The sequence below is a fragment of the Burkholderia sp. BCC0405 genome (genome assembly GCF_902833075.1).
In the GTDB taxonomy this organism is placed as follows: Bacteria; Pseudomonadota; Gammaproteobacteria; order Burkholderiales; family Burkholderiaceae; genus Burkholderia.
Map to the genome: position 1 here is coordinate 93,946 of NZ_CADFEO010000026.1, position 26,772 is coordinate 120,717.

A 26,772-nucleotide genomic window follows, 5' to 3' on the forward strand; every position below is an offset into this window, starting at 1 on the left:
TGCGGCGGCGGGGCGGGCGCTTGCCCGCCTGCCGTCCGCCCGCCCGTTACATCAGACGGCCGCGAGTTGCGCGGCCGCGCGCGACGACGCGACGATCAGCAGCTTCATCGTCGCACGCGTCGCGCCGACGAACAGCTTGCGCGCGGCACGCGCGTCGAGCGTGTCGAAGTCGACCTCGGTGAGGATCACGCACGGCGCCGACTGGCCCTTGAAGCGGTAGATCGAATCGAGCAGCACGTCGCCTTCGCGATACTCCGGGTTGCCGAACAGGTCGTACTTGCCGGTGAAGCTCTTGAGCCGGTGCGGGCCGAGCTGGTCGAGCGGCGCGAGCACCGAGCCTTCACGGCCGCGATACGACAGCACCGCGATGTCCTGCTTGCGGAAGCCGAGCGACAGCGCGTGCGTGATCGCCCGCTTGGTCGCATCGATGCAGGCGTCGGCCAACGCGTCTGCCGACGCGCCTTCTTCCCCGTACGACGACACCGACGGATCCGAACCGTCGAACGGGCTGCCCGAGCGCAGCTCGGCCGCAAGCGGCTCGACCCGGCCGACGATGTCGCGCACGAATTCGAGCAGGTCGCGCGGGCTCCGGTAGTTCGTGAGCGCCTTCAGCGTGACCCAGCCCGGCAGGGCGACGGGCTCGCGCATGTACAGGTTCTGCAGCGGATCTTCCAGCCACCACCATGCGCCATCCGGCGCCAGCAAGCGCTCCAGGGCGGCCGCCCACGGCGTATGGAAATCCTGGCCTTCGTCGACGACCAGCACGTCGAAACGCCAGTGCTCGGGAATGGGCGTTTCCGCGAAGCGCGCCTCGAGCCGCTCGAATTCGCCGGGTACCTGGAAGTCGGGCGTATAGCCGCCGTCGCGCGCGACCCAGTCGCACAGCTGGTGGTAGTTCGCGATCTTCGCGCCGGGCGGCGCGATGCGCGCGATGTAGTCGGCGAGCGGCCGGTTGAAGCACACGTAGAGCACGCGCTTGCCGGCCGCGACCGCATCGCGCATCGCCTGCACCGCGAGCTGCGTCTTGCCCGAGCCGGCCGTGCCGGTGACGCGCAGCCGGAACGGCGCGAATTCGAGCTGGCGCGCCCACGTGGCGAGCCCGCCCGACAGCCGCGTGACGAGCGTGCCGGCCTGCCCGACGAGCGCGCTCGTGTCGGGCGTGAGCGCGAGCTCGTCCGCGAGGAAATGATGGAGCTTCGGCGCGTTCGGGAAGTGTTCGTCGTCCTCGGGCAGGATCCGCAGGATCACCTGCGCGAGCTGCGCCTTGCGCGATGCATCGACGATGCGGTCGGCCGCGACGCCGGCGATCGACGCGTCGCGGATCGAGTAGTCGGGGCAGTACAGCAGCGCCTCGACGCCGTAGACGCCTGCGCCGAGCGCGGCCGTCAGGCGCCGGTGCAGCGTCTCTTGCGTGCGCGCAAGCTGGATCGGAACATTGCGTTCCTTCTGCAGGTAGACCTTCACGAGGCCCTTCGGCGTTTCGCGCAGGAAGCCGGCTTTCTGCTCGATCAGCAGCGCGCGGCCGGCCGGGCTCACGACGACGAACGCGGCCTCGCCGAATACCGAGAACGCCTGGTCGGCGCGCGTCCAGTGCACGCCGTGATACACGGTGTAGCTGTCGGGCAGCGCGTGTTCGAGCGCGGCGAGCGTTTCGCGCTCGCGTTCGGCCGCGCCGGTCGCGGCGAGGCTTTTCCACTCGTCGGGAATGAGGCGGGCCATGGCGTCGAGCGGCGGATGCCGGCGTGGGCGTGAACGGGTGCGGCTATTGTACTGAGCTATGCACCTGTTCACGACCGCCGTGCCGCGCGGGCGTCGGCCGTCCGGAGGAGGAGCGGGCCGGGGGGGTTACCCGCGTGCGAGCCGTTTCGCGAGATCCGCGCTGAGGATCGCCATGCGCGCCGGCTTTTCGTAGCAGACGACGTCGAACGCGCGGATCACTTCGCTGATGTCGGCTTCGCTCGCGCGGCCGGTGAGCAGGTCGCCCGTCAGCACGAAAATCGGCGCGCCCGGGTTGTCGGACGTGCGCACGGCCTTGATCGCGGTCGCGGCCGTGCCGTCGTCGAACAGCCATTCGGTGAGCACCGCATCGAAGGCCTGGCCCTGCAGCGCGTCGACGAACGGCGCGAGGCCGTCGAACGAGGCCGTCGCGAAACCCTGCCGTTCGAGATAGCGGCACAGCTCGGTCGCGCTGACGCGATCGGGGTCGATCACCGCGACGACGAGCTTGTCGCTCTCCGCGCGGCGCGGATAGATCTCGATCTTGTGCACGTCGTACGCGTTCTGGTACAGCACGCCGGTGTGGCGCAGCACGCGCCAGCGGCCGTTTTGTTCATACGCGACGAATTCGGGGCGCGCGCCGGCTTCGAGCGGCGCGCCGATCCATGCGGTGCACGGAATTTCGGCGACGCCCGCGTAAAGTAAGGCTTCCTGCGAATAGGCGCCGACCATGCCGGGGTCGAGCGTTTGGGCGCCGAACAGCTGAGCGGCGGGTTCGCCGTACGCTTCGGCGACTTTCTTGATTTGCGCGAGCGTCCAGGGGCTGCTGCCGCGCAGTTTGCGGTGGCCTTGCGAGAAACTCAGGTCGAGGATGCGGCACAGCTCGGTGGTCTGCTGGCGCTTGCCGATGCCGTTGCGGGTCATCAGCTCGCGCACGCGCTCGGCAACCGCGAGGGAATCCGTGGTGATTGCTTCAGTGGTCATGCTACGGGAACGGATCGTGACGTTCAGAACGACGCCTTGCGGCAGTCTCGACGGACAGTCTTCATGACGTCCAGGGGCGAGCCGACCGGCCACGCGCGGAAAAGATAACTTTACCGCAAAATGGTCGTTATTCAGCGTCGTGAAAGGTGCGTTTGTGTGAAAGGTGTGTCACGACGTTACCACCAACGTCCGTATCCGGACGTATTAACGCCTGACAGGAAGCAATGACGACAACCTATCCGCTGCACGATGCACTGACCCTCGCCGGCACACCATTCCCGACCGACGCCGATATCGTGATCGCCGGCGCCGGCATCATGGGCTGCGCAGCCGCGTATTACCTGGGCCTGCGCGGCCTGAAGGCCGTCGTGCTCGACAAGTCGCGCATCGCCGGACAGCAGTCGACGCGCGCGTGGGGCTTCGTGCGGCAGCAGGGGCGCGAAGCGGCCGAGGTGCCGCTGATGATGGCCGGCATGCGGATCTGGGAAGGGTTAGAGGAAACCCTCGGTTTCGATCTCGAATGGCGGCAGGGCGGCTGTCTCTATATTGCGGACAACGAAACGGACTGGGCGTCGTTCAACGCGTGGCTCGCCGTCGCGCGCGAGCACGGGCTCGACACGCGCACGCTGACGCGCGCGCAGATCGACGAGCGCGTCAGCGGCCTTTCGCCGCAGGCGCGCACGCTCGGCGGGCTGTACACCGCGACCGACGGGCAAGCCGAGCCGCGCCGCGTGGCCGCCGCGTTCGCCGCGCGTGCCGTCGACGCGGGCGCGCGCTTCTTCGAAGGCTGCGGCGTGAGCGCCATCGAGACAGCCGGCGGTGCGGTGGCCGGCGTCGTGACCGAGCGCGGCACGATCCGCACGCGGCGCGTGATCTGCGCGGCCGGCGCGACCAGCTTCAGGTTGCTCGACGGCGTCGGCATCCGGCTGCCGCAACAGGCGGTACGCGGCACGTGCATGCGCACCAATGTGGTGCCGCCGGTGTCTGCGTCGACGGTGTGGGGCCACGGCCTCGGCATCCGGCAGCGCAAGAACGGTGCGATCAATCTCGCCGACGACATGCAGGTCGACGTCGACCTGACGCTCGGCCACCTGCGCGGGTTGAGCCTGTTCTGGCCGGCATTCTGGTCGCAGCGCGACAAATTCCGGCTGCATGTGAACGGGGCTGCCTGGCGGGATGCGCTTGCCCGCATCAACGGTGCGACCGGACCGATCGAGCCGCGCGATCCGCAGCCACGGCCGAATCGCGCGCATGCGCCGCGCGCGCTCGCGAAGCTCAAGGCGATCTTCCCCGCGCTGAAGGATGCGCAGATCGTCGAGTCGTGGGCCGGCCTGATCGACGTGCTGCCCGACGGCATTCCGGTGATCGATGCGCCGGGCACGCCGTCGGGGCTCGCGATCGCGACGGGGTTCTGCGGTCACGGCTTCGCGATGGGGCCGATCGTCGGCCGGCTGCTCGCCGAATGGATCGACACGGGCGCGCCGTCGCTCGACCTGTCGGCGTTTCGTGCGCAGCGTTTCGTCGACGGGACGATGGTGCGGCCGCGCAGCATGCTGTAACGGTCGAATCGATGCAATGATGTCGGGCCGGATCGCCGTCTTCCCGTCGTAGAATCGAGCCCGCATCCTCCAGGAGATTCCCCCGTTGGCAACGCCTTCCGCCAAGCGCCGTTCGTTGCGCTCACGCCTGCGTCGCGCCCGCAACCCGTGGCAGGCGCCGCGTGCACGCATGCTGTTCACCCGTCCCGCGACGTCGCCGCGGCGCACGCTGCTGTTTCGTGTCGGTGCGGTCGTGCTGTTGTGCGTGCTCGCGTTCCTCGTGCTGTATCTCGATCGGGACGGCCTGCGCGATTCGACCAAGAGCACGCCGATGACCGTCGCCGATCTCGTGTACTTCACGATGGTGACCGTCGCGACGGTCGGCTACGGCGACATCGTGCCCGTCACCGCACGGGCGCGTCTCATCGATGCGTTCTTCATCGTGCCGATCCGCATCGTCATCTGGTTCATTTTCCTGGGCACGGCGTATCAGTTCGTGATCCAGCGCGTCGTCGAGGAATTCCGCATGAAACGCCTGCAGAAGCAATTGTCCGATCACATCGTCGTCTGCGGTTATGGCCTGTCGGGTTCGATCGCCGTGCGCGAGCTGCTCGAGAGCGGCGTCGATCCGGCGACGCTCATCGTGATCGATTCGCAGCAGCAGGCGATCGAGGCCGCGACGTCGCTCGGCGTGGCGGGATTGCTCGGCGATCCCGCGCACGAGGACCTGCTGCAGCAGGCGCAGGTGCGTGAAGCGAAGGCCGTGATCATTTCGGTGACCGACGATCCGACCGCGATCCTGCTGACGCTGTCGGTGCGCAGCATCGCGCCCGATACGAAGATCGTCGTGCGGATCCAGGAGAACCTGTACCAGCGGCAACTGCGGCAGGCGGGCGCCGACGTGATCGTGTCGTCGACGAAGATCGGCGCGCTGCTGCTCGCGGATGCGGTGCACAGCCGCTATATCGTGCCGTTCGTGAACGACATGCTGTCGACGCGCGGGCGCGCGACGCTGCTGGAGCGCGAGGCGATGCCAAGCGAGATCGGTTGCATGACGAACGTCGTGCCGGGCGCGATCGTCGTCGGGCTCGACCGGTGCGGGAAGATCTTTTCGTTCTATGAGGATCCGCCGTGCAGGATCGAGGCGGGGGATACGCTGGTCGTGATCCAGTCGGCAAGGATTCCGGATCCGGATGTGTGACGGGGTTCGAATTTATAGAACAAGCAAATGATTCGCGCGGCGGGTCGTTGACGCATCGTCGACCTGCTTTCATCGTGCAGGCGCCATGCAGGCGTGGCGGGCGGCATCAGGCCATGTCGATCCATCTCCGATCGGCGCTCGTTTCGCGTTCGTCGCCGCGCATGAGCGCGTGATGTCGAACGGGCCGCGTCTCTCCGGAAGCGTCGTGCCGTCTGCGCGCATGATGGCGAATCCGTTCGGATGACGAAAAAAAGCGCGCAGCCGTAAGGCAAGCGCGCAAACTCGGAGATCGGTTGCCGCTGGCGCTTCAGTTGCCGTTCGACGCGACCGTGTTGGCGGCGCCCGCGCAATCCTTCTGATATTTCTGCATCAGGCGCGCCTGCGCCGTATCGATATCGTCCGGATAGCTGCTTTCGTCGCCCGACGCCGGGTTGTAGCCGACGGACTCCAGCTCGTTCAGCTCGTTGACCAGTTGCCGATGGGAGACCGGGCCTTTCGTGTGCACGAACGGATAGTCGTTGCATTGCGCCGACGTGAGCTTCGGCGCGGCGTGCGCGGAGACGCTCAGCACGAGCAGCGCGGCACAGGCGAGGTAACGGGCGGGATGATTCATCTTCGACTCCTGGGAAGCGTTGGGAACAGGCCGTACGGTGGGATGCCAACGTCGACTGCCCGACGAAGGTTAGGGGCGGCGGACTATCGAAACGGCAGCGCGAAGATGAAACAAGTTTTATCCGGGGCGGTGCGTGTCGAGGCCGCCTTCATCGCGTGCGTCGGACGTTAAAGAAACCTTCATGTGCGCGCTGTCGAACGGTTAGCGGCTCGTGCGTATCGTCGAGCCGGTGATCAATCGACGCTGCGCACGGCGCGGCCCGCAGGAGGAAAGGCATGAAAACGACCGTCAGGATGGCCGCGCTCGTCGCGCTGGTGTGCTCGCCGGTGCTGGCGTTCGCGAAGGTGCAGGGAACGGGGCTCGCGATTGCCGACGCGACGCTCGCGCAGACGAAGGTCGAGCGCCTGCATCGTGCGGAGGACGCCGCGCATGCCGTCGCATCGCAGCGGGTGGCCGGCAAGCCGGACGGGTCGCCGCCGCGCGGCTGATTGCATGCATCGCGACGCGCCCGGCCACGACCGCCGGTGGCCCGCGCTCGCCAATGATGGTGCGGCATGGTGTCGCAATTTTCCGGATGCCGGCCGGTTCCCGGCGTCCCGCGTCATCGCGCGCCTGGCCGGCCGGTGCCGGCAACGGCCGGGCCGCGATCTCGCCGTATATGAAATTTTCTTCATGAAGTCGACGTGCACGATTTACGCGCGCGCGTGTAGTCTCCATCCGAGCGCGTTCGGCCATCGGGAGTCGAAGCGCATGCGTCCCTTCGATGAAGACGAGAATCGTATATGGCATTATCAGTTTCCCCGGGTAACCAGCCGGTCCTGCCCAACAAGCTGTCCCGCGACGGTGCGGCCGTGGCGCACGTCCTCACGATCGAAGATGACGAAATCACCGCGAATGAAATCGTCAGAGAACTGACAGGTCGCGGTTTCACGGTCGAATGGGTGGCGAACGGGCGCGACGGCATGGCCCGCGCGCTCGGCAACGAATTCGACGTGATCACGCTCGACCGGATGCTGCCGGTCGTCGACGGCCTCACGATCCTGACCACGATGCGCAGCGTCGGCGTGCGCACCCCGGTGCTGATGCTGAGTGCGCTCGGCGATGTCGACGAACGCGTTCGCGGCTTGCGCGCGGGCGGCGACGACTACCTGACCAAACCGTTCGATCCCGAGGAAATGGCCGCGCGCCTCGAAGTGCTGTTGCGCCGGAGCCAGACGGCGCCGGAGCAGTTCGACACGAGCCTGACCGTCGGGCCGCTCAGGCTCGACCTGATCTCGCGCAAGGTGTTTCGCGACGGCGAGGAAATCGCGCTGTTGCCGACCGAGTACCGCGTGCTCGAATACATGATGCGCAATGCCGGGCAGACCATCACGCGCACGATGCTGTTCGAGGCCGTATGGGGCTATCACTTCGATCCCGGCACCAACCTGATCGAAGTGCACATGGGCCGGCTGCGCAAGAAGATCGATCCGCCCGATGCGAAACAGATGATCCAGACGGTACGCGGTGCCGGTTACATCCTTGGTTGAGCCCGCTGCCTTGACGTCCTCCACGCATCACGTCCAGCCGGCGCCCAAGCGGCGCTGGTACTCCAGCACGTTCCGGCTCGTGTCCGTCTACGCCGTGACGTTTTCCATCTCGGTGATGTTGCTGCTCGGCTACATCGCATCGGTGATCACGCACGACATGGAGCGCGAAACCGATGTGGTGATCGACTGGCAGATGATCTACTTCGATTCGATCCAGGAGGACCAGCTTCCTGCCGCCATTCAGCACCGGATCGAGCGCGAGCGGATGCACACCAACTATTACGGGCTCTTCACCGCGGACGGCAAGCACATCGCGGGCGACGTGCTGGCGCTGCCGGCCGGCCTCCAGCCGAACCGCAACGGCGTGACGCTCGATCACACGATGACGATCGCGGGCGACCAGGTGCCGCCGGTCGTCCGCACGATGGCGGAGCGGCGCGCCAACGGCGACATTCTGGTGCTTGGGCGCGACCTCACGCACATCCTGAGGATCCGCGCGGCGATCATCCAGGCGCTCGTCGGCGGCGGGTTGTTCTGCCTTGCCGCGGGCGTCGTCGGCGGGTTGATCCTCAGCGTCCGGCAGATGCAGCGCCTGAAGGAAGTTCGGCGCATCACGCAGCGCATCGCGCAGGGCGACCTCGGGCAGCGGCTGCCGATCGGCGGGCACGACGAGATCGACCTGCTGTCGCATCTCGTCAATCACATGCTCGAGGAAGTCGAGCGCCTGATGAATGAAGTGAAGGGCGTCTGCGACGGCATCGCGCACGACCTGCGGACACCGCTCGCGCACGTGCACACGCTGCTCGCGCACGCGGCGGAGCGCGCGGACGGGCTCGACGATGCGGCGCTGGCGAGCCTCGTCGCGCGGGCGCGCAACGAGACCGACGTGCTGCTCAGCCGCTTTCGCGCGATGCTGCGCATTGCCGAAATCGGTTCGCTGCAGCGGCGCGGCGGGTTCGCGGAGGTGGCGCTGGAGGATCTCGTCACGGACGTCGGGCAACTGTTCGAGCCGCTCGCCGACAGCCGTTCGATCCAGTTCGTGGTGCTCGTCGGGCCCGTCACGCGGATCCATGGCGATCGCGCGCTGCTGTTCGAGGCGCTCACCAACCTGCTCGACAACGCGCTCAAGTACACGACGTCGGGCGACACCGTGCGCCTGGAGCTGCATGACACGCCGTGCGGTCCGCGCATCGACGTGGTCGACAACGGCCCGGGCATCGCGGCCAACGAGCGCGAGGCCGTGCTGCAGCATCGCTACCGCAGCCGCCGTACCGGGCATCTCGCCGGGGCGGGGCTCGGCCTGAGCATCGTGTCGGCGGTCGTCAACGTGCACGACTTCACGCTGCGCATCGGCAATGCCGAGCCCGGCACGCGCGTGACGATCGAATGCTGGCCGAGGTCGCTGGCATGACGTTTGTCCGGATGCAATTGCTCGTGTGTGCGGTTTTCCGCTGCGAGGCCCGTTGACGATGCGCGTCCTGCTCGTGACTTCGCCGCACCCGGAAGCCGCGTGGCTGCACAAGGCGCTGCAGGAGAGCGGGCACAGCCTGCAGCGCGCCGACGACCTGCGCGACGGGCTGTTCCTCGCCTCGCAGGAGGCGTTCGACGCAATCGTCGCGACGGCTTTCGAGCCCGGCGGCGACGCCGCGCTGATCGCGATGCTGCCGCGTTTCGTCGCCGACGGCGGCGGCGCGGCGCTGGTGGTGCTGATCGGCCAGGCGTCGGCGCGCGAGCGCATCCGCGTGCTGCGTGCGGGCGCCGACGCCTGCTTTTGCGCGCCATACTCGTTCATCGAGCTGCACGAGCGCCTGCAGGCGCTGCAGCGGCTGGCCGGGCCGCGCGACACGGAAGGCCCGGTCGCGGCGGCATCCCCGTTCGACACGCTCGCGCGTGAACTCAAGGACGGCAAGCTGCGCCTGGCCGTGACGCGGCGCGAATGCTTGCTGCTCGAATGCCTGATGCGCCGTCCGAACGCGCCGGTGCCGCGCGATCAGCTGATCCGCTACGTCTGGCAGGACAAGGAGGATGTCGATCCGTCGAGCGTCAATCTCGTGGTGTCGCGGCTGCGCCGCAAGCTTGCGCGGCACCTGCCCGGCGTGCGGATCGATACCGTGAGCCGTTACGGCTACCAGGTGACGCTGCCGGACGCCTGAGCGCGCGGGCGTGGCCCGCATCGAGCGGAAGACGCGACGGGCGCCCTGCCGACGGCAGCGCGCCCGTCGTGCGTTTACGAGCCGAAGAACGGCACGCAGAAATCGGGCGGGCCGACGCAATCGCCGGGGCCGTCGGGCTGCGCGGCGGCACAGCCGGACAGCAGGACGCCGGCGGCGACCGCGGCGATCGCGAGACGGACAGAACGGGCGAACAACGGACGAAGCTTCATGAATGGCGGACGTTTCGGTGAAAGGGAGGCGTCGCCGCGGACGGCGCGGACGGCACGAGCCGGGCACCGCGCCCGGCCGCACGGCGGTACGCATCAATGCGAGTAGAGCGTGGAGTTCAGGTACTTGAGCTGCCCGTCCTGTTCGGCATGCACGAGTTCGGCGTAGACCTCGGCGCGCGTCTTCTCGTGCATCGCCTGGCCGTACGGCGGCACCCACTGGCCGGCGGCCTGCGCACCGGTCGCCCCATCCTTGGTGACGGCGGAAGCCATCTGCATCGGCTGGCTGCCGGTCTGTGCAAACGCGGGAACGGACAGCGTGCCGATTGCGGCGAGCATGGCGGCGGCGACGATATGGGCGGTTTTCATGTTCGGAGTCCTCATGATGGTTGACTGGGTTCATCCCCCGGCGCGGCATGTGTCGCTGTTGCGCATCGGGTTGAGGTCAAGCATAGAGGAGGGTGGCTAGCGGATCGGCATACGCAACGTGAAAAGAAATTCATGCGCGGGCGCAGCGTCTGGGCGGACATGAAACCGTTGCATCGCGAACATGAAGAAGGTTTCATTTTTCGGGCCGTTTTGATAACGGCGCTGTCATGCCCGCCGCCTAAATTGTGCGCCATCGCATCGCGGACGGACCGGCCATCCCACACTGGCCGGCGATGCGAGAAGACCGATCCACTCTAGCGAAACCATCATGAAGAAATATCTGGCAATCCCGGCGGCGATCGCGTGCGTGCTTGCGAGCACGGCCCACGCGCAGAGCAGCGTCACGCTGTACGGCACGATCGACGCGGGCCTGGACTACATCAGCAACCAGAAATCGTCGGCCGGTGCGGGCCCGGTCTACGGCGTCCAGAGCGGCAACGTCAGCACGTCGCGCTGGGGGCTGCGCGGCAACGAGGATCTCGGCGGCGGCCTGGCTGCCGTGTTCACCCTCGAGAACGGCTTCAACGTCGCGAACGGCAAGTTCGGCAACGGCGGCGACGAGTTCGGCCGCCAGGCGTGGGTCGGTCTGTCCAGCCGCCAGTGGGGCACGGTGACGCTCGGCCGCCAGTACGATTTCCTGGTCGACTTCGTCGCGCCGCTGTCGGCGACAGGCTCGGGATTCGGCGGCAACATCGCCGATCACCCGTACGACAACGATAACCTCGCCAACGACACGCGGATGAACAACGCGGTGAAATTCCGCAGCGCGGACTACGGCGGCTTCACGTTCGGCGGCGCGTACGGCTTCAGCAACCAGGGCGGCGGGTTCAGCAACAACAACGCGTACAGCGTCGGCGCGCAGTACGCGAACGGCCCGGTCGACCTCGCGGTCGCGTACCTGCAGTCCAACCAGCCGGGCGGCGTGAACGCGCCGCAGAACACGGGCGGATCGCTGAGCAGTTCGGACGGCGATGCGATGCTGGCCGGCGGCCGCTGGCGCACGTTCGGCGCCGGCGCGCATTACGCGTTCGAGCATGCGGCGATCGGCCTCGTCTATACGAGAACGATCCTGAACGATCCGCGCGAACTGTCGCAAGGCGGCGCGTACGGCGCCGTGAACGGCCAGTTGCTGACCTTCAGCAACTACGAACTGAACGGGCGCTACTTCCTGACGCCGGCCTTTTCGCTGGGCGGCTCGTATACGTTCACGCAGGGCCGTTTCGACGATGCGGGCCGCAGCGTCGCGCCGAAGTGGAACCAGTTCATGCTGCAGGCCGACTATGCGCTGTCGCGCCGCACCGATCTCTATCTCGAAGGCGTGTACCAGCGCGTGACGGGCGCGGACGGCGTCGCGGTGCTCGGCAACGCGGGGATCTTCAATCTTGCCGCGTCGGGCAACGACCGGCAGGCCGTGGTCGCGGCCGGTATCCGCCACAAGTTCTGAGCGGCCGGATCGATGTAAAAAACGGCACCCGTCATCGCGACGGGTGCCTTGAAAGGCGACACGCCTCCCGCGTGTCGCGAGGGTGTCAGGTCGCGGAACGGGCCGGCGCCTGCGCTCCGGGTGCGGCTTCATCCGTCGACCACCCGCCGCCCAGCGCGGCGATCAACCCCACCGCCGCCAGTTGCCGGCGCGTGTCCAGCTCCAGCATCGCGACCTTCGTATTGAGTTCGGTGGTTTGCGCCGTCACCACGTCGAGATAGCTGACGACGCCGTCCCGATAGCGCGACATCGACAACTGCAGCGTGCGCTCGGCCGCGTCGAGCGCTTCCTGCTCGCGAGCGGCTTCGTCGCCGAGGTGGTGCGTGAGCGCGAGGTTGTCCTCCACCTGCTGGCACGCGGCGAGCACCACCGCGCGATACCGCGCGCCGTTCTCGGCCAGTTTCGCGTGCGCCTGGTCGGTGAGCGCCTGGCGGCGGCCGCCGTCGAACAGCGTCAGCGCGAGGCTGGGCCCGATCGACCAGATCTCGTTCGGCGCGCTGAGCCAGTGGCCGAGCCCGGAACTCTGGTACCCGCCGATCAGCCCGAGCGTGACGTCGGGGAAGAACGCCGCGCGCACCACGCCGATCTTCGCGTTGGCGGCCGCCATGCGGCGCTCGGCGGCCGCGACGTCGGGACGCCGCTGCAGCAGCGTGGCGGGAATGCCGGCCGGGATCGTCGGCAGGTACGCGACGCCCAGGTCCGGCGTCAGCGAGAACGACGACGCCGGTACGCCCGTGAGCGTCGCGATCGAGTGCTCGTAGAGCGCGCGCCGCGCGCGCACGTCCTCGGCCGATGCACGGGCCGAATCGAGCTGCGTTTGTGCGCGCGAGACGTCGAGATCGGACGCGATGCCGCCTTCGTGCCGGCTCATCGTCAACTGCAGCGCGCGCCGGTAGGTCGCGATCGTGTCGGCCAGCAGTTGCTGCTGCTGGTCGAGCCCGCGCAGGTTGAAGTACGCGTTCGCGAGGCTGGCCTGCAGGCTCAGCCGCACCGACGCGAGATCGTCGGCGCTGGCTTGCGCGTCGGCGCGGCCGGCCGCGACTTCGTTGCGGACTTTCCCCCACAGGTCGAGGTCGTAGTCGAAGCCGGCGTCGAGCGTGTTGGAGCCGTACACGTCCGGCTGGTTCGAGCCGCGCAGCGGCCGCGTGGCCGATTGCCGGTTGCTCGAGACCTGCGCGCCGAGGCCAATGGTCGGAAACAGCCCCGAGCGCGCCTGGTCGAACAGCGCGGCGGCTTCGTCGTGACGGGCCACGGCGGCGGCCACGTCGGGGTTGGCCGCGGCCACCTGCGCTTCGAGCCGGTCGAGCACCGGATCGCGGAACGCCTTCCACCAGCCGTCGCGCGCGATGCGGTCGGCCGGCTTCGCGGTCTGCCAGCCGCCCGCTTCCTTGAAACTGGCCGGCAACGCCGTCCGCGGTGCGTGATAGACGGGCGCGAACGAGCATGCGGAGAGGAACGCGATGCCGGCGAGCATCGCGCAGAGCCGAACCCGGTTAGCCATTCGCACGCTCCGTGTCGCACGCGGCCGCCGCGACGGTGCGGGCCGGCGCCGCGAGCCTGACCGGGTCGCCCGCGGCCAGCGAGTCCGGCGGGTTGTCGATCACGCGATCGTCCGGAGCGAGGCCGGTCGCGATCTGCACGTGCGTGCCGAGATCGGTCGCGACCGTCACGGGCTTGAATACCGCGCGGTTGTCCTTGCCGACCACGGCGACCTGCAGGCCTGCCTGCCGGAAGATCAGCGAGCTGGCCGGAATCGTCAGCACGTGGCTGCTGCCGGCCGGCAGCGCGAAATGCACTTCGGTGTATTCGCCCGGAATCAGCTTGCCGTCGCGGTTGTCGACCATCAACTGCACGAGCAGCGTGCCGGTCGAATCGGCGATCGAGTCGTCGGTGTCGGCGAGCGTCGCATGGAAGGTTTCGCCCGGATGTTCGGGCACGGTCAGCGTGGCCGTCATGCCGGGGCGGATCGCGGCCGCCTCGTTCTGCGGCACGCTGACGTAGACGCGCATCTGGTGCACGTCGGACACGGCGAACAGCTCGGGGCCCGCGCCGCCGCCGGCCGAGATCAACTGGCCGATATCGGTCTTGCGCGCGGTGACCACGCCGTCGAACGGCGCGACGATGCGCTTGAACGCCTCGAGCGCGTCGAGGCGCCGCACGTTGGCCTCGTTGGCCGCGACGATCGCCTGCTTGGCGGCGAGGTCGCTGGTCTTCTCGTCGGTTTCCTGCTGCGACACCGAATCCTGCGCAAGCATCCTGGTCCAGCGCGCGGCCGTGGACGCGGCCAGCTTCTCGTTGGCGAGCGAGCTCTGCAGGTCGGCGCGCGCCTGCTGCAGCTGCTGGTCGAGCTCGGGCGTGTCGATCAGCCCGAGCAGCTGGCCCGACTTCACGTGCGCGCCGATGTCGGTGTACCACGCATGCAGGTAGCCCGACACCTGCGCGTGGATCGGCGCGCTTTCGAACGCGGACAGATGGCCCGGCAGCACCAGCGTGCTGCCGTCGGCGCCGGTCGACGGCGTGTAGGCGACCACGGTCGGCACGGCCTGCTCGGCGGACCAGGTCGTCATTTCCTGTTTCGCATGCGCGCGGCCGACGACGCCGGTCGTCACGATGCCGACCGCGATCAGCGCGGTGATCGTGGCGACGAGCTTGAGGTTGGGCAGCCGTTTCGGCGACTTGATATCGATCTCAGTGGACATGGGAAGCTCCGGACGCGGAAGGGGAGGAAGCGCGGGAAGCGTCGTGCTTCAGCGCGTCGCGCCGATGCACGAGGCTGAACACGACGGGAACGAAGAACAGCGTCGCGATCGTCGCGCACGCGAGGCCGCCGATCACCGCGCGGCCGAGCGGCGCGTTCTGCTCGCCGCCGTCGCCGAGGCCGAGCGCCATCGGCGCCATGCCGATGATCATCGCGAGCGCCGTCATCAGCACCGGGCGGAACCGCGTGAAGCCGGCCTCGAGTGCGGACGCCAGCGCGTTGCCGGTTTCGGCCAGGCGCTCGCGCGCGAAACTGACGACGAGAATCGAGTTCGCGGTCGCCACGCCCATGCACAGGATCGCGCCGGTCAGCGCCGGCACCGACAGCGGCGTGTGCGTGGTGAACAGCATCCAGACGATGCCGGCCAGTGCGGCCGGCAGCGCCGAGACGATCACGAACGCGTCGGCCCACGAGTGGAAGTTCACGACGATCAGCAGGTAGATCAGCGCAATCGCGCCGACGAGGCCGAGCAGCAGGCCGGCGAACGCGCCGTTCATGGTCTGCACCTGGCCGCGCAGCGTGACGGTCGAGCCCTTCGGCAGATCCTTCGCGGTGGCCTTGACGATGCCGTCGATGTCGGCCGCGACCGCGCCGAGGTCGCGGCCCTGGGTCGTCGCGTAGATGTCGAACAGCGGCTCGATGTTGTAGTGCGACACCACCGCGTTGCCGACGCCGCGCGTGATCGTGGCCAGGCCGCCGAGTAGCTGCGACTGGCCGCTGGCGCCGGTGACCGGCAGGTTCTGCAGCGCCGACAGCGTGGTCATCCGGTACTGCGGCGTCTGCGCGACGATCGGGTAGGACACGCCGTTGCGCGGATTGAGCCAGTAGGTCGGGGCGACCTGGCTGGTGCCGGCCAGCGTCGCGACCACCGAGTTCGTCACGTCCTGCTCGGTGATGCCGAGCTGGTCGGCGCGCGTGCGGTCGACCGCCACCGTGAACTGCGGGTAGGTGCTGGCCTGCTGGATGCGCGTGTCGGCGATGCCTGCGATCAGGCGCAGCTTGCGGTACAGCTCGCGTGCGTACTCGAGGTTCGCGCGCTGGTTGGGGCCGGCCACCTGCAGGTCGACCGGGGCGGGCGAGCCGAAATTGAGGATCTGGCTGACGATGTCGGCGGGCAGGAACGAGAACGTGGTGCCCGGATAGGCGCGCGGCAGCAGTTCGCGCAGCGTGCGCACGTAGCCGGCGGTCGGCGCGTGATCCTTCGACAGCGAGATCAGGATGTCGCCGTCCTGCGGCCCGAGCGTGCCGCTGTTGTTGTAGGTCAGGTTGATCCCGCTCTTCGGCAGGCCGATGTTGTCGATCATCGCGCGCAACTGCGACGGCGGAATCACGCCGCGGATCGTGTTCTCGATGTGGTCGAACTCGGCGGCGGTTTCCTCGACGCGCGTGCCGACCGGCGCGCGCACGTGCAGCGAGATCTCGCCCGAATCGATGGCCGGGAAGAAGTTGCGGCCGAGCCACGGCGCGAGCAGGAAGGACGCGGCCACCACGCACAGGAACCCGATGACGAACGGCTTGCGGCGCGTGAGCGCGAGGCCCAGCAGGATCCGGTACGACGCGCGCACGGCCTCGAAGCGGCGCTCGAACGCGCGCTGGAAGCGCACCAGCGGATTGGACGAGGGCGGCACGTCGTGCGCGCCCGCGTGGCCCGCGTGCGGATCCATGATCGCCGCCATTTCGCCCGACGCATGGCCGGCCGATGCGTGCGGCTTGAGCAGGTATTGCGCGAGCATCGGCACGAAGGTGCGCGACAGCACGAACGACGACACCATCGAGAAGATCACGGCCTTGGCCATCGGCACGAACAGGAAGCGCGAGATGCCGTCGAGCATCAGCATCGGCACGAACACGATGCAGATGCACAGCAGCGAGACCAGTGCGGGCATCACGATCTGCTTCGCGCCGTCGACGATCGCGGCACGGGTGTCCTTGCCCTGTTCGAGGTGCCAGTTCACGTTCTCGATCGTCACCGTCGCGTCGTCGACCAGGATCCCGACCGCGAGCGCGAGGCCGCCGAGCGTCATCACGTTGAGCGTCTCGCCGGTGGCCGCGAGCAGCGCGATCGCCGAGAGCACGGCCAGCGGAATCGACGCGGCGATGATCAGCGTGGAGCGCCACGAGCCGAGGAACAGCAGGATCATCAGCGAGGTCAGCGCGGCGGCGATGATGCCTTCCCGTGCCACGCCGCTGACGGCGCCCTTCACGAAGGTCGACTGGTCGCCCATGGTGACGAGCTTCAGGCCCGGCGGCAGCGTCTGTTCGATCAGCGGCAGCTTGGCCTTCACGCCCGCGATGATGTCGAGCGTCGACGCCGAGCCGTTCTTCAGGATGCTCATCAGCACGGCGCGATGGCCGTCGACGCGCACGATGTTGCTCTGCGGCGGGAAGCCGTCGCGCACGTGCGCCACGTCGCGGATCGTGATGGTCGTGCCGTCGACCGACTTGATCGGCAGGTCGTTCAGCGCGTCGAGCGCGAGCGGGCTGTTGTTGAGCTTGATGTTGTATTCGAAGCGGCCGATCTTCTGCGTGCCGGCCGGGATGATCTGGTTCTGCTGCGCGAGCGCGTGCGCGACGTCCTGCGCCGACAGCCCCTTCGACTGCAGCGCCTGCGGATCGAGGTCGATCTGCACCTCCCGCGCCTTGCCGCCATATGGCGTCGGAATCGCGACGCCGGGCACCGACAGCAGCTGCGGGCGAATGAAGTTCTCCGCGTAGTCCTCCAGCTTCTGCTCGTCGAGCGTGTTGCTGCTCAACGCGATCTGCAGCACCGGCACGGTCGACGCGTTGTAGTTGAGGATCTGCGGCGGCGTGGTGCCGGGCGGCATCTGCTTGAGCACCGTCTGCGAGATCGACGTGACCTGCGCGGTGGCCGTGCGGATGTCGACGGTCGGCTGGAAGAAGATCTTGACGATGCCGAAGCTGCGGAACGACTGGGATTCGATGTGCTGGATGTCGTTGACCGTGGTGCCGAGCGTGCGCTCGTAGTACGTGACGATCCGGCCGGACATGTCGTCCGGCTGCAGGCCGGAATAGTTCCAGACGACACTGATCACCGGAATGCGGATGTCCGGGAAGATGTCGATGGGGGTGCGCACCGCCGCGAGCGGACCTGCGATCAGGATCAGCAGCGCCAGCACGACGAACGTATAGGGCCGGACAAGCGCGAGCCGGACAATTTTCAGCATGGGGTGCTGCTCCGTTCAAAAGCGTCGTGAAGAAGAGCCGGATGCGCGCGGCCTCGGGAAAACACCGATGCGCAGCCGATGACCGCATTCTGCGGAGCGGCCCCTAACAGCCGGTCGCTAAAAAGATGAAACAAGTTTTAGGTGGCGGCGGCCCGATTCAGCCGAGCATGTAGCCCGAGCCGCGGATCGTGCGTATCAACGGCCCGGCGCCGGGCCGGTTCACCTTCTTGCGCAGGCGGCCGACGTGCACGTCGATCAGGTTCGTGCCCGGATCGAAGCGGCAGCCCCATACCGCTTCGAAGATCATCGTGCGCGTGAGCACGCGCCCCGCGTGGCGCATCATGAATTCGAGCACGCGCCATTCGGTCGGCAGCAGCGCGAGCTCGTGCCCGCCGAGCGTGACGCGACGCCGCACCAGGTCGAGTTCGAGCTCGCCGGCGCGCAGCACCGTCTCGACCTGCGGGCCGCGCGGCCGCCGGCGGATCAGCACGTCGATGCGCGCGCACATCTCGTCGAGCGAGAACGGCTTGACGAGATAGTCGTCGCCGCCCGCGCGCAGCCCCTGGATGCGCTGGTCGACATCGGACATCGCGCTCATCACGAGCACCGGCGTGTCGAGGCCGACGCCGCGCATCGTCGCGAGGATCGTGAGGCCGTCGAGATCCGGCAGCATGCGGTCGAGCGTGACGACGTCGTAGTCGGCGCTCATCGCGCGGGCCATGCCGTCGCGGCCGGTGCGCGCGACGTCCACCTGGTGGCCGGCGGCTCGCAGCGCGCGCGTGATGTGATCCGCGATCAGCGGATCGTCTTCGATCGTCAGGATGTGTGTCATCGACGGAGCGGCCCGGGGCGTCAGGCGGCGGAGAGCTGCACGGTGTCGCGTTCGAGCGCGCGATAGTGGTCGACCACGTAGTCGATGAAGCTGCGCACTTTCGTCGACAGATAGTTGCGGCTGGGGTAAAGCATCGACACGCAGCGCGGGCCGCCGTTGACTTCGTAACGTTCGAGCAGCGGCAGCAGCGTGCCGCGCGCGAGATCGTCGGCGACGAGCGGATGCGGCAATTGCGTGATGCCCATGTGATTGAGCGCCGCGATCCGCACCATCATGCTGCCGGACGACGCCAGCGCGTTGCCGGTATAGACGCGGTAGGCGCCGTCGACGTCGGAGAACTCCCAGCTGCGGGCCGTGCCGTTCGACACGGTCAGCAGGCTGTGTTCGTTCAGTTCGCCGGGGTCGTTCGGCGTGCCGTGGCGCGCGAGGTACTCGGGCGACGCGACGACCACGTCGCGCACGCTCATCAGCATGCGCGAGACGAAGGTCGCCTTGATCAGGCGGCGATCGTCGCAGAAGCAGACGTCGTAGCCGCCCTCGACCATGTCGACATGCGTGTCGAACGTCGTCACGTCGAACCGGACACGCGGATGGGCGGCGCGATACGCCGACAGCAGGAGGCCGAGGCCTGCCGCGACGGAGGTCGCCGACGCCGCGATCCGCAGCGTGCCGCGCGGGTCGCGGGTGGCCTGCACGAGGTTCGATTCGATCTCGTCGAGCTTCTCGATGATCGTGCGGCAACCGTCGAGGTATTCGCGGCCGGTTTCGGTGAGGGACAGGCTGCGGGTCGTCCGGTTCAGCAGGCGCATGTTCAGGTGCGCTTCGAGCATGCCGACGCTGCGCGTGACCGCGGCAGCAGACATCCCGAGCTGGCGGGCGGCGAGATTGAAACTCGACAACTCGACTACGCGCGTGAAGACGCGCATCGCTTGCAGTTGATTCATGATCCGCGCAAGGGTGGGGTTGGGAGGCATGCGCCGGCGATGATCGATCGGCGCGTCCTGCAACGCGTGAGCGGCAGGGTAGCGAGCCGATTATGGGATGCGTGCCTGCCGCTCACGCTTAAAAAACGACGCGGGATGGATGAAATTTCGTTTAAGGAAGCGGCGGGGAAGGCGGGGCTATCTGCTGCTCAAGCACACGAAGAACGGTTTCCCGGTGTCGTTCGTCATCTAAAAAAAACTTCATGAAGCGACACCAAATCTTCAGGTGAGCGTGTGGCGCGGCTGCCGATAATAGGACGATATAAGTCGTGACAAGGAACGCAGAAATGACGCAGCCGCTGAGTATCAAGATGATCCAGGAGCACGGCAAGCCGGTGGTGCTGGTGTCGATCGAACGTGGCGCCGCGGTGCTCGATCCGGAGGACGTCGACGCGGTCATCCAGTATCTGAGCCTGCTGCGCGCGTCGATGCAGCCGGCGGTGCCCGAGATGCCGCCGCGCGCGCAGCAGTTCGTGACGGAAATGGACCCGTGCTGGTATGCGGAGCGCCATCCGCTGTACGGCGGCGCGGTGCTGTTGCTGCGGCACACGGGGCTCGGCTGGGCGAGCTTCGCGCTGCCGCCGCGGAGCCTCGAGCGCCTGCACGGGTCGCTCACGCAACTGCTCGAGGACGAGCAACTGGCGATCAGCCTGCCGAACTGACCCGGCGTGTTCGTCAGTTGCGCCGGCCCCGGGGACCGGCGGATGATGCGTCGCCGCGCGACGGTGCGACGGTGCGACGGTGCGACGGTGCGACGGGCGTGTCGATCGAGGCGATGCCGGACCCGGCTTCCGGAACGTCGGAGGCCGGCCCGGATGCAAAATTGCCTAGAACGTATGACGCAGCCCGATCCGGCCGACCGCCTGGCGGCCGTTCGACGACGGATCGAAGCCCGCGACCTGCGCGACGGCGCCGCCCGACGCCATCTGCAGCGCCGCGAGCGCGTAGACGGCCGTGCGCTTCGACAGTTCGTACTCGGCGCTCGCGTTCAGCTGCCGGTATTTCGGCTCCTGGCCGGTCGCATGGTCACGGCCGTTCGTGTAGGTATAGCCGAGGCCGAAGTTGAGCTGGCTCGTGGCCGCGAGCGTGCCGGCGATCTCGTAGTTCTGGAACTTCACGTCCTGCTCGTCGTCGCCTTGCTGGAAATCGACGTTGCTGAAGTTGCCCATCAGCTTGACCTTGCCGATCTGGTACGACGCGCCTGCCGCGAAGATGTTCTGGCTGCGCGCGTTCTCGAGATAGTTGCCGTATACCGCGTTCGTGTAGCCGTCGCCGTTCTGGTAGCTCTGCACTGCCTGCTCCGGATCGTTGACGCGCAGATAGCCGACGCCGGCCGAGAATGGCCCGTTCGTATACGCGACGGCCGCGCTGTAGGCCGAGTTGTCGGAGAAGCGGCCGGGCTGGCCGCCGAACGAGTAGAGCGCCTCGCCGGTGAAGCCGGCGATCGTCGGGCTCGTGTATTTGACGGCATTGCTGACCGCAAAGCCGTTGTCGAGGTTGTCCATGTCGTTCGGGTGCGAGAAATACCAGCCGCCGTAATAGCTGTTCAGCGAGTACGGCTCGATCAGGTCGACGACCGGATCCCACTGGCGGCCGAGCGTCAGCGTGCCTACGCGCTCGCTCGACAGCCCGGCGTAGGCGTTGCGGGAGAACGCGAGGCCGCTGCCGAGCCCGCCGTTCGCGGAATTGAAGCCGCTTTCGAGATCGAAGATCGCGGCGAGCCCGCCACCCAGATCTTCCCGGCCGCGCAGCCCCCAGCGGCTTCCGGCGCTGACGCCGCTCGCCATCTGCCACAGGTGCTGGCCGCCGACGTTCGACGCGAAGTCGATCCCGGTGTCGACGATGCCGTACAGCGTGACGCTGCTTTGCGCATGCGCGTGGGAGAACAGGCCGCAGCAGGCGAGCGCGCAAGTCATGCGCAGCAGCCGTGTCGTTTTATTCATGGATGGATGTCTCGATTGGAGGTTGACGGATATTGTTCGCAGTCCTTTGTGAAAGGGCTGGTCGTCGACAATATAGCGGCGTCGTTCGCTCGCGCAGCAGCAATTCAGTCTTTCAGTTTTCGCGTTGGATTCGCGCATGCGGCCAGTCGACAACGGTATTTGTCCGTCGCTGTGAGCTGTGGCGAGCGGCCGACAGGCGGGGCGATTCGAGCTGACGACGCGACGGATTCGGCGGCGGGGTGCCGATTGCGTGATGATGGGCCGCGAGGTCTCGTGTCGCAACGGCCCGCGGTTCACGGCGCTCGGCAAGGCCGGCTGGAAGGGAAAAAGCGACGGCAATCGATCGACTGAAAATTCGAGGCTTGTCCGTCAAGCCCTCGTAGATTGCCTCGTCCGAGGGCACGTTGGGAGGACTGCTCAACGCTGAATGATCTCGTGGCACACGGATTCCGGATCCGGATGTTTGATGGCGCATTGAATTTTATAAACTCATATAATTAAATGGTTCGGGTGTTGCTATTTAGATTGAATTTATATCTTTATCTCATTATGTAGGCGCCATATAGGCACCCATAATCAACATCAATCCACGTCGATCATCGATAAAATAGATTTCCTGGAGCCGGGTTGCGCGGCAGTAAAATAATAAAAGGCGTAGTTCTAAGCGATTTTAATAAATTTTCCGATGCAAATTAATCATGGTTGAATCTCGATAGACGATGTTTTTAAAGCGAGTGCCGTTTGTATAGCGCCACATCCGAATTATGAAATTTCGGTGCAGCAGTGGGGTGATACAGATAGGCTCCCCACTGATGTTCACGATACTTCTGTTGTAAAGAACGAGATGTTGGAGTGGCTGAAGCGATACAAGATGTGGGCGCTCTTGTCGGCTATAGTGGATGCGTTTCGGTATTCGGAGGCTGCTGCTGTTTTAGATCAGCATTTACAGAATGCTCAAGATAGAGGGTCGCGGAGGTTTGACTTGAGCGTGACGGGAAGGCCGAGACTAAGCGATGATTTACATAAAGAGGCTACGTCGATATTGCTGTATATGGCCAAATCGTGGGTTCGATATGAGCGGGCCTTCCAGGCGGTTGAATGGATGGCCAAACTGCGATTTCGATCATATTTAAGGTTTTAACGGGAGTGCTGGGGCCTATAGGCCATCGGCTTATACACAATTTCCAGCGTGACCGCCGGCACGTAACCTCATGGTTCATCGTCGGTTTCAGCACAAACAGACTTGCGTTGTCTGCCGTCTGTCGCGTCGCCGGCCGAAACGTGTACCGGTCGCGCACGAATGCATCGGTATGCTCGCGCATGCGTCTGCGCGGCCCGGACAGAACAGGCCTATCGAAGCGAAAGGCGGAGTCGGGGAAGCAGCGTCGCGACGCTGCTTCGCACAAACGTACAAGACGCCTTTGGGTCGCGACTCATATCCTGCATACAAACGCGCTACCCATACCGCCTGACGACGAAGCAGAGTGCTTGCTGGACGGCTCAGGCCGGGTGGTGTAGCTGATCCATTACATCATTGGCATCGGAGCACGCCGATGGTATTGATCGCGTAATCCAGCAGAGGTGAACAATGACGAGAGAGTCGTTGCGGACCAGGGTGGCCATCCTGGGCTCGGGTGGTATCGGCGTCGACTTGATGTTCAAGGTAAAGGCATCCCGCAATCTATCCCTGGCATTCGTTGTCGGACGAAACGCCAATAGCGAGGGATTGAGTGTCGTGCGGGAGCATGGTGTGCCGACATCCTGCGAAGGTCTGGATTTTCTCAGAGACAACGTCGATCAATTCGATATGGTGTTTGACGCGACATCGGCGGCGGCGCATGCAGTCAACAACCCGTTCTTCCTGCAATCCGGAAAGTTCGTGATAGATCTGACGCCCGCAAAGCTTGGCCGGCTTTGCGTCCCTTCGATCAATCTGGAAGATGTCGGTACGGCGCAAAACGTGAACCTGATCACGTGCGGCGGCCAGGCTAGCCTGCCGCTCGCGTATGCACTGGCCCGAGCGGTCGACGAAATCGACTACATCGAAGTCGTATCGACCATCTCGTCGCGCAGCGCGGGCATGGCGACGCGGGAAAACATCAACGAGTACCTGACGACGACGGAATCCGCGCTTGCATCGTTCACGGGGGCGGCGCACACCAAGGCCATCCTGAATATCAATCCCGCGGAGCCCGGCATTAGCATGCAGACCACGTTGTATGCCACGGCCCGGTATCGTGATTTCGCTCGGGTGGAAGCCGGCATCGATGCGATGACCAAGCGGGTTCAGGCCTATGTGCCGGGGTATGAACTGATCACCGGGCCGATGGAGGATCGCGGCCAGATTTTAGTCGGTCTGACGGTTCGGGGCAGCGGCGACTATCTGCCGAGCTATGCCGGCAACCTGGACATCATCAATTGCGCAGCCGTTGCGGTGGCGGAGCACAGGCATGCGCTCGCCAGATAAGGACTATCGTGTCAATTTTTATTAGCGATTCGACGTTGCGCGATGGTAACCACGCCATTCGCCATCAATTGACGGCGGAGCAGATCGCCGGATACGCAGCCGCGGCTGATGCGGCCGGAATTGACATCGTCGAGGTCGGGCACGGCAACGGGCTGGGGGCATCGTCAAGCCTATTGGGCCATGCCGCCGTCGATGACCGTACGATGCTGGCGATTGCGCGTGAACGGCTGAAAAACAGCCGCCTTGGGGTTCACTTCATTCCGGGATTCGGAAAGGCATCGGATATCGATATGGCACTGGATATCGGCGTGGACGTGATCCGGGTCGCGAGCCACTGCACCGAAGCGAATATTACCGCGCGTTTCATCGAGCAGACCAAGGCCGCCGGAAAAGAGGCGTACGGCGTACTGATGATGGCTCACATGGCGTCGCCGAAAGTGCTGCGGAAACAAGCACAACTCATGGAGCGCTACGGTGCCGACGCCATCGTGCTGATGGACAGTGCAGGTTTTTCCAGTCCGGCCATGGTGCGCGACAAGGTTAGGTGTGTGCTCGACCATCTCGATGTTCGCGTTGGATTCCATGCGCACAACAACCTCGGGATGGCCATCGCCAATACGCTCGTCGCGGTGGAGGAAGGTGCGACGGTCGTGGACGGCTGCTTCAAAGGGTTCGGAGCCGGTGCAGGCAATACGCAGCTCGAAATCATGGTTGCAGTACTGGAGCGGCATGGCTACCCGATTCGCACATCGTTCGATCAAGTTGGACGCTTGTCCGCGGAGGTCTCGGGTTTCCTGTGTCCCGAGACGCCGCATATCGATGCAGCGAATATCGCGAGCGGTCTGTATGGCCTGTTTTCTGGATATGTGCCGCACGTGCGGCGGGCGGCACAGCATTTCGGTGTCGATGAATTCGAGCTCTATCGCCGGCTGGCGGATCGCCGGCTCGTTGCCGGGCAGGAGGACGTGATTACCGAGGAGGCGAGCAGGTTGGCATCTTCAAGACGCATGCCGACGTCGCGGGAATTCATCGACGAGGAGATCAAATAATGGTGACGTCGGGCGATTTCGAAGTCGGTCAGGCATTGGAGGGCACCATGACGCGTCAGCAATCGGCGCATCAGCGATTCGAATACTGGGCCGTTGTGTATCCTCAACGGACGGCGGTCGTTTGTGGTGAAGCCGGCATGACCTACAGCGAACTCAACAAGCGGGCGAACCGGTTTGCCAGGCTTCTGGGCGAGTTGGGGATCGGCGTGGGAGCGACGGTCGGCGTTTGTTTCTCTCCGCAAATCCACACCCTGACCTGTGTGCTGGCGATTCTGAAGTGCGGTGCCGCGTATGTTCCGCTGGATCCGTCCTATCCAGCAGAGCGCCTGACGGCCATGGTCGGCCAATTGGAAACGATGAACTTCGTCATTGTGTCCGATCAGACACGCGACCGGCTCCAGGATGCTGGCAAGCAGTTGCTTATGCTCGACGATGTTCTGGCGCGGTCTTTTGTCTATTCGGCGGAAAACCTGGACGAAGAGGTCGACGGCGGTGATCTCTGCTACGTCGTCTTCACCTCCGGAACCACCGGCATTCCGAAGGCTGTCGGCGTCAAGCACAGCGGCTGGAGTAATCTGCTGCAATGGTTGGAGTCCGAATATCGGCTCGATAGCCAATCCACGAATTTGCTGGTTAGTGCGTTCGGTTTCGATATCTCGCAACGCAGCCTGATGACGCCGCTTTATGTCGGTGCGGTCCTGTGCCTGATGGGCACCGAGCACTTCGATCCCAAACTGGCTGCACGGTTGATCGAGCAGCATAGCGTGAGAACGCTGCACCTCGCGCCCAGCACGTTATATCTGCTCTTGGCGATCGCCGACGCGAACCTGTTGCTCGCTTCGCTGGAATACTTATTCATCGGCGGTGAGGCGCTGTCGGCGCAGAGAATCCGGCAGTGGTCGGTCGACGCGGGGAAACGTTGTCGGCTCGTTCACCAATATGGCGTCGCGGAGTGTACGGATGTCGCGACATCATACGTAATGGGCAATGTCGGCGATTATCTCGAAGGCGGCATTCCGATGGGGAAGCCGGTCGCTAATTGCTCATTGCTCGTGCTAGACGAGGAACTCGCCCCGATAGGAGACGATGAGATTGGCGAAATTTTTATCGGAGGGGCGGGCGTTGGCGTGGGATATGTGAACAATGCTCAACTGACGGCAGAGAAATTCGTTCGTGTCAGGATAGACGGTAGCAACGTGCTGGCCTATCGAACCGGCGACTTCGCCCGGCGCACGCCGACCGGTGAGTACATTTGCCTCGGTCGCCGCGATACCCAGGTCAAGATTCGCGGCATGTTGACCAATCTGACGGATATCGAATACGCAATCAAGCGTTCGTTTCCAGATATCGTGGAAGCGGTCGTTCTCGCATTGAAGGGCAGCACCGAAGATGGAAACCTGAGGCTGGTTGCGTTCCTGCTGCATGTATCGGAAGGCATGCCCGATACCCTGACGCTCACGCGCACGCTTGCAAAGAAACTACCGAGACATATGGTTCCGGAAGATTTCATCGAGGTTTCGCAATATCCTCTGACCCGCAACGGAAAAATCGACAAACAGGCACTAGTCCATTGAACCGGATGAATTGCACCGGATGCGTCGAGTTGGATCGGAGTACTTCCACTTCAACGGGGCGGCCTGCTTGTTGTATTGGCGGATGTAGCGCATGAGCTTTTTGTCGAG

Annotated in this window: 23 protein-coding genes and 1 pseudogene; 12 read left to right on the forward strand and 12 right to left on the reverse strand. The window is 65.5% G+C overall.

Going from position 1 to position 26,772, the window contains the following annotated elements:
• Positions 1–51: 51 nt before the first annotated feature.
• Together HWX36_RS31920 and HWX36_RS31925 are read right to left on the reverse strand one after the other, a co-directional pair.
• Positions 52–1,719 (reverse strand): ATP-dependent helicase, encoded by a 1,668-nt coding sequence (locus HWX36_RS31920; protein WP_175957808.1) that lies wholly within the window; start codon positions 1,717–1,719, stop codon positions 52–54.
• Between the two features lie 126 nt (positions 1,720–1,845).
• Entirely contained in the window at positions 1,846–2,700 is an 855-nt protein-coding gene (locus tag HWX36_RS31925) for a helix-turn-helix domain-containing protein (RefSeq protein ID WP_175957809.1), read from the reverse strand.
• A 224-nt stretch (positions 2,701–2,924) separates the two neighbouring features.
• On the opposite strand from HWX36_RS31925, the gene HWX36_RS31930 reads away from it, so the two are divergent.
• Both HWX36_RS31930 and HWX36_RS31935 read left to right on the forward strand, forming a co-directional pair.
• A complete protein-coding gene (locus HWX36_RS31930) occupies positions 2,925–4,259 on the forward strand; it encodes an FAD-binding oxidoreductase (protein WP_175957810.1) in 1,335 nt (444 codons plus the stop codon).
• 85 nt (positions 4,260–4,344) lie between these two features.
• Positions 4,345–5,439, forward strand: a complete 1,095-nt coding sequence (locus HWX36_RS31935; protein ID WP_175957811.1) for a potassium channel protein — start codon at positions 4,345–4,347, stop codon at positions 5,437–5,439.
• A gap of 307 nt (positions 5,440–5,746) precedes the next feature.
• Here the strand turns inward: HWX36_RS31935 and HWX36_RS31940 are convergent, their stop codons facing one another.
• Entirely contained in the window at positions 5,747–6,052 is a 306-nt protein-coding gene (locus HWX36_RS31940) for a DUF4148 domain-containing protein (RefSeq protein ID WP_175957812.1), read from the reverse strand.
• Between the two features lie 275 nt (positions 6,053–6,327).
• On the opposite strand from HWX36_RS31940, the gene HWX36_RS31945 reads away from it, so the two are divergent.
• From HWX36_RS31945 to HWX36_RS31960, 4 genes are all read left to right on the forward strand, one after another.
• Positions 6,328–6,540: a hypothetical protein gene (locus HWX36_RS31945; RefSeq protein ID WP_175957813.1), complete on the forward strand. Its 213-nt coding sequence runs from the start codon at positions 6,328–6,330 to the stop codon at positions 6,538–6,540.
• Positions 6,541–6,903: 363 nt separating this feature from the next.
• Positions 6,904–7,581, forward strand: coding sequence for a response regulator transcription factor (locus HWX36_RS31950; RefSeq protein ID WP_244136583.1), 678 nt, complete (start codon positions 6,904–6,906; stop codon positions 7,579–7,581).
• Between the two features lie 79 nt (positions 7,582–7,660).
• Complete coding sequence (locus HWX36_RS31955) at positions 7,661–8,992, forward strand: HAMP domain-containing sensor histidine kinase (RefSeq protein WP_175957831.1); 1,332 nt, start codon at positions 7,661–7,663, stop codon at positions 8,990–8,992.
• A gap of 58 nt (positions 8,993–9,050) precedes the next feature.
• Positions 9,051–9,734, forward strand: a complete 684-nt coding sequence (locus HWX36_RS31960; protein ID WP_175957815.1) for a response regulator transcription factor — start codon at positions 9,051–9,053, stop codon at positions 9,732–9,734.
• A 74-nt stretch (positions 9,735–9,808) separates the two neighbouring features.
• On the opposite strand, the gene HWX36_RS31965 is transcribed toward HWX36_RS31960, so the two are convergent.
• Positions 9,809–9,964 carry a hypothetical protein gene (locus HWX36_RS31965; RefSeq protein ID WP_175957816.1) on the reverse strand — a complete coding sequence of 52 codons (156 nt, stop codon included), beginning with the start codon at positions 9,962–9,964 and terminating at the stop codon, positions 9,809–9,811.
• 93 nt (positions 9,965–10,057) lie between these two features.
• Entirely contained in the window at positions 10,058–10,330 is a 273-nt protein-coding gene (locus HWX36_RS31970; protein ID WP_175957817.1) for a DUF4148 domain-containing protein, read from the reverse strand.
• Positions 10,331–10,658: 328 nt separating this feature from the next.
• On the opposite strand from HWX36_RS31970, the gene HWX36_RS31975 reads away from it, so the two are divergent.
• Positions 10,659–11,834: a porin gene (locus HWX36_RS31975; protein ID WP_175957818.1), complete on the forward strand. Its 1,176-nt coding sequence runs from the start codon at positions 10,659–10,661 to the stop codon at positions 11,832–11,834.
• An 85-nt stretch (positions 11,835–11,919) separates the two neighbouring features.
• Here HWX36_RS31975 and HWX36_RS31980 read toward each other — a convergent pair whose 3' ends face one another.
• From HWX36_RS31980 to HWX36_RS32000, 5 genes are all read right to left on the reverse strand, one after another.
• Positions 11,920–13,374 (reverse strand): efflux transporter outer membrane subunit, encoded by a 1,455-nt coding sequence (locus HWX36_RS31980; protein WP_175957819.1) that lies wholly within the window; start codon positions 13,372–13,374, stop codon positions 11,920–11,922.
• Positions 13,367–14,572: an efflux RND transporter periplasmic adaptor subunit gene (locus HWX36_RS31985; protein ID WP_175957820.1), complete on the reverse strand. Its 1,206-nt coding sequence runs from the start codon at positions 14,570–14,572 to the stop codon at positions 13,367–13,369. Before HWX36_RS31985 ends, HWX36_RS31980 begins: the two co-directional genes overlap by 8 nt.
• Entirely contained in the window at positions 14,562–17,816 is a 3,255-nt protein-coding gene (locus HWX36_RS31990; RefSeq protein ID WP_175957821.1) for an efflux RND transporter permease subunit, read from the reverse strand. Before HWX36_RS31990 ends, HWX36_RS31985 begins: the two co-directional genes overlap by 11 nt.
• Positions 17,817–17,973: 157 nt before the next feature.
• Positions 17,974–18,648 (reverse strand): response regulator transcription factor, encoded by a 675-nt coding sequence (locus HWX36_RS31995; RefSeq protein ID WP_175957822.1) that lies wholly within the window; start codon positions 18,646–18,648, stop codon positions 17,974–17,976.
• Positions 18,649–18,668: 20 nt separating this feature from the next.
• Positions 18,669–19,592, reverse strand: coding sequence for a LysR family transcriptional regulator (locus HWX36_RS32000; protein ID WP_175957823.1), 924 nt, complete (start codon positions 19,590–19,592; stop codon positions 18,669–18,671).
• On the opposite strand from HWX36_RS32000, the gene HWX36_RS32005 reads away from it, so the two are divergent.
• Entirely contained in the window at positions 19,578–19,838 is a 261-nt protein-coding gene (locus HWX36_RS32005; protein ID WP_175957824.1) for a hypothetical protein, read from the forward strand. The two genes, HWX36_RS32000 and HWX36_RS32005, sit on opposite strands and share 15 nt — an antisense overlap.
• Before the next feature lie 80 nt (positions 19,839–19,918).
• On the forward strand, positions 19,919–20,293 hold the full coding sequence (locus tag HWX36_RS32010) for a hypothetical protein (protein WP_175957825.1): 375 nt from the start codon (positions 19,919–19,921) through the stop codon (positions 20,291–20,293).
• Positions 20,294–20,458: 165 nt separating this feature from the next.
• On the opposite strand, the gene HWX36_RS32015 is transcribed toward HWX36_RS32010, so the two are convergent.
• Positions 20,459–21,547, reverse strand: a complete 1,089-nt coding sequence (locus tag HWX36_RS32015; protein WP_175957832.1) for a porin — start codon at positions 21,545–21,547, stop codon at positions 20,459–20,461.
• Positions 21,548–23,162: 1,615 nt separating this feature from the next.
• Here HWX36_RS32015 and HWX36_RS32020 point away from each other — a divergent pair.
• From HWX36_RS32020 to HWX36_RS32030, 3 genes are read left to right on the forward strand one after another with little or no spacing between them, the layout of a single operon-like run.
• On the forward strand, positions 23,163–24,041 hold the full coding sequence (locus HWX36_RS32020; RefSeq protein WP_175957826.1) for an acetaldehyde dehydrogenase (acetylating): 879 nt from the start codon (positions 23,163–23,165) through the stop codon (positions 24,039–24,041).
• Between the two features lie 8 nt (positions 24,042–24,049).
• Positions 24,050–25,090 (forward strand): 4-hydroxy-2-oxovalerate aldolase, encoded by a 1,041-nt coding sequence (gene dmpG, locus HWX36_RS32025; protein ID WP_175957827.1) that lies wholly within the window; start codon positions 24,050–24,052, stop codon positions 25,088–25,090.
• Positions 25,090–26,664, forward strand: a complete 1,575-nt coding sequence (locus HWX36_RS32030) for an amino acid adenylation domain-containing protein (RefSeq protein ID WP_175957828.1) — start codon at positions 25,090–25,092, stop codon at positions 26,662–26,664. The genes dmpG and HWX36_RS32030 overlap by 1 nt, the downstream gene beginning before the upstream one ends.
• Here the strand turns inward: HWX36_RS32030 and HWX36_RS37450 are convergent.
• Positions 26,653–26,772 (reverse strand): annotated as a pseudogene (locus HWX36_RS37450) (IS630 family transposase); the annotation flags it as partial. The gene HWX36_RS32030 and the pseudogene HWX36_RS37450 sit on opposite strands and share 12 nt — an antisense overlap.

Bases quoted from the DNA above. Each gene is read 5' to 3' on its own strand.
- HWX36_RS31920 (WP_175957808.1), bottom strand. From the start codon at position 1,719: ATGGCCCGCCTCATTCCCGACGAGTGGAAAAGCCTCGCCGCGACCGGC.
- HWX36_RS31925 (WP_175957809.1), bottom strand. From the start codon at position 2,700: ATGACCACTGAAGCAATCACCACGGATTCCCTCGCGGTTGCCGAGCGC.
- HWX36_RS31930 (WP_175957810.1), top strand. From the start codon at position 2,925: ATGACGACAACCTATCCGCTGCACGATGCACTGACCCTCGCCGGCACA.
- HWX36_RS31940 (WP_175957812.1), bottom strand. From the start codon at position 6,052: ATGAATCATCCCGCCCGTTACCTCGCCTGTGCCGCGCTGCTCGTGCTG.
- HWX36_RS31945 (WP_175957813.1), top strand. From the start codon at position 6,328: ATGAAAACGACCGTCAGGATGGCCGCGCTCGTCGCGCTGGTGTGCTCG.
- HWX36_RS31960 (WP_175957815.1), top strand. From the start codon at position 9,051: ATGCGCGTCCTGCTCGTGACTTCGCCGCACCCGGAAGCCGCGTGGCTG.
- HWX36_RS31965 (WP_175957816.1), bottom strand. From the start codon at position 9,964: ATGAAGCTTCGTCCGTTGTTCGCCCGTTCTGTCCGTCTCGCGATCGCC.
- HWX36_RS31970 (WP_175957817.1), bottom strand. From the start codon at position 10,330: ATGAAAACCGCCCATATCGTCGCCGCCGCCATGCTCGCCGCAATCGGC.
- HWX36_RS31975 (WP_175957818.1), top strand. From the start codon at position 10,659: ATGAAGAAATATCTGGCAATCCCGGCGGCGATCGCGTGCGTGCTTGCG.
- HWX36_RS31980 (WP_175957819.1), bottom strand. From the start codon at position 13,374: ATGGCTAACCGGGTTCGGCTCTGCGCGATGCTCGCCGGCATCGCGTTC.
- HWX36_RS31985 (WP_175957820.1), bottom strand. From the start codon at position 14,572: ATGTCCACTGAGATCGATATCAAGTCGCCGAAACGGCTGCCCAACCTC.
- HWX36_RS31990 (WP_175957821.1), bottom strand. From the start codon at position 17,816: ATGCTGAAAATTGTCCGGCTCGCGCTTGTCCGGCCCTATACGTTCGTC.
- HWX36_RS31995 (WP_175957822.1), bottom strand. From the start codon at position 18,648: ATGACACACATCCTGACGATCGAAGACGATCCGCTGATCGCGGATCAC.
- HWX36_RS32000 (WP_175957823.1), bottom strand. From the start codon at position 19,592: ATGAATCAACTGCAAGCGATGCGCGTCTTCACGCGCGTAGTCGAGTTG.
- HWX36_RS32010 (WP_175957825.1), top strand. From the start codon at position 19,919: ATGACGCAGCCGCTGAGTATCAAGATGATCCAGGAGCACGGCAAGCCG.
- HWX36_RS32015 (WP_175957832.1), bottom strand. From the start codon at position 21,547: ATGACTTGCGCGCTCGCCTGCTGCGGCCTGTTCTCCCACGCGCATGCG.
- HWX36_RS32020 (WP_175957826.1), top strand. From the start codon at position 23,163: ATGACGAGAGAGTCGTTGCGGACCAGGGTGGCCATCCTGGGCTCGGGT.
- HWX36_RS32030 (WP_175957828.1), top strand. From the start codon at position 25,090: ATGGTGACGTCGGGCGATTTCGAAGTCGGTCAGGCATTGGAGGGCACC.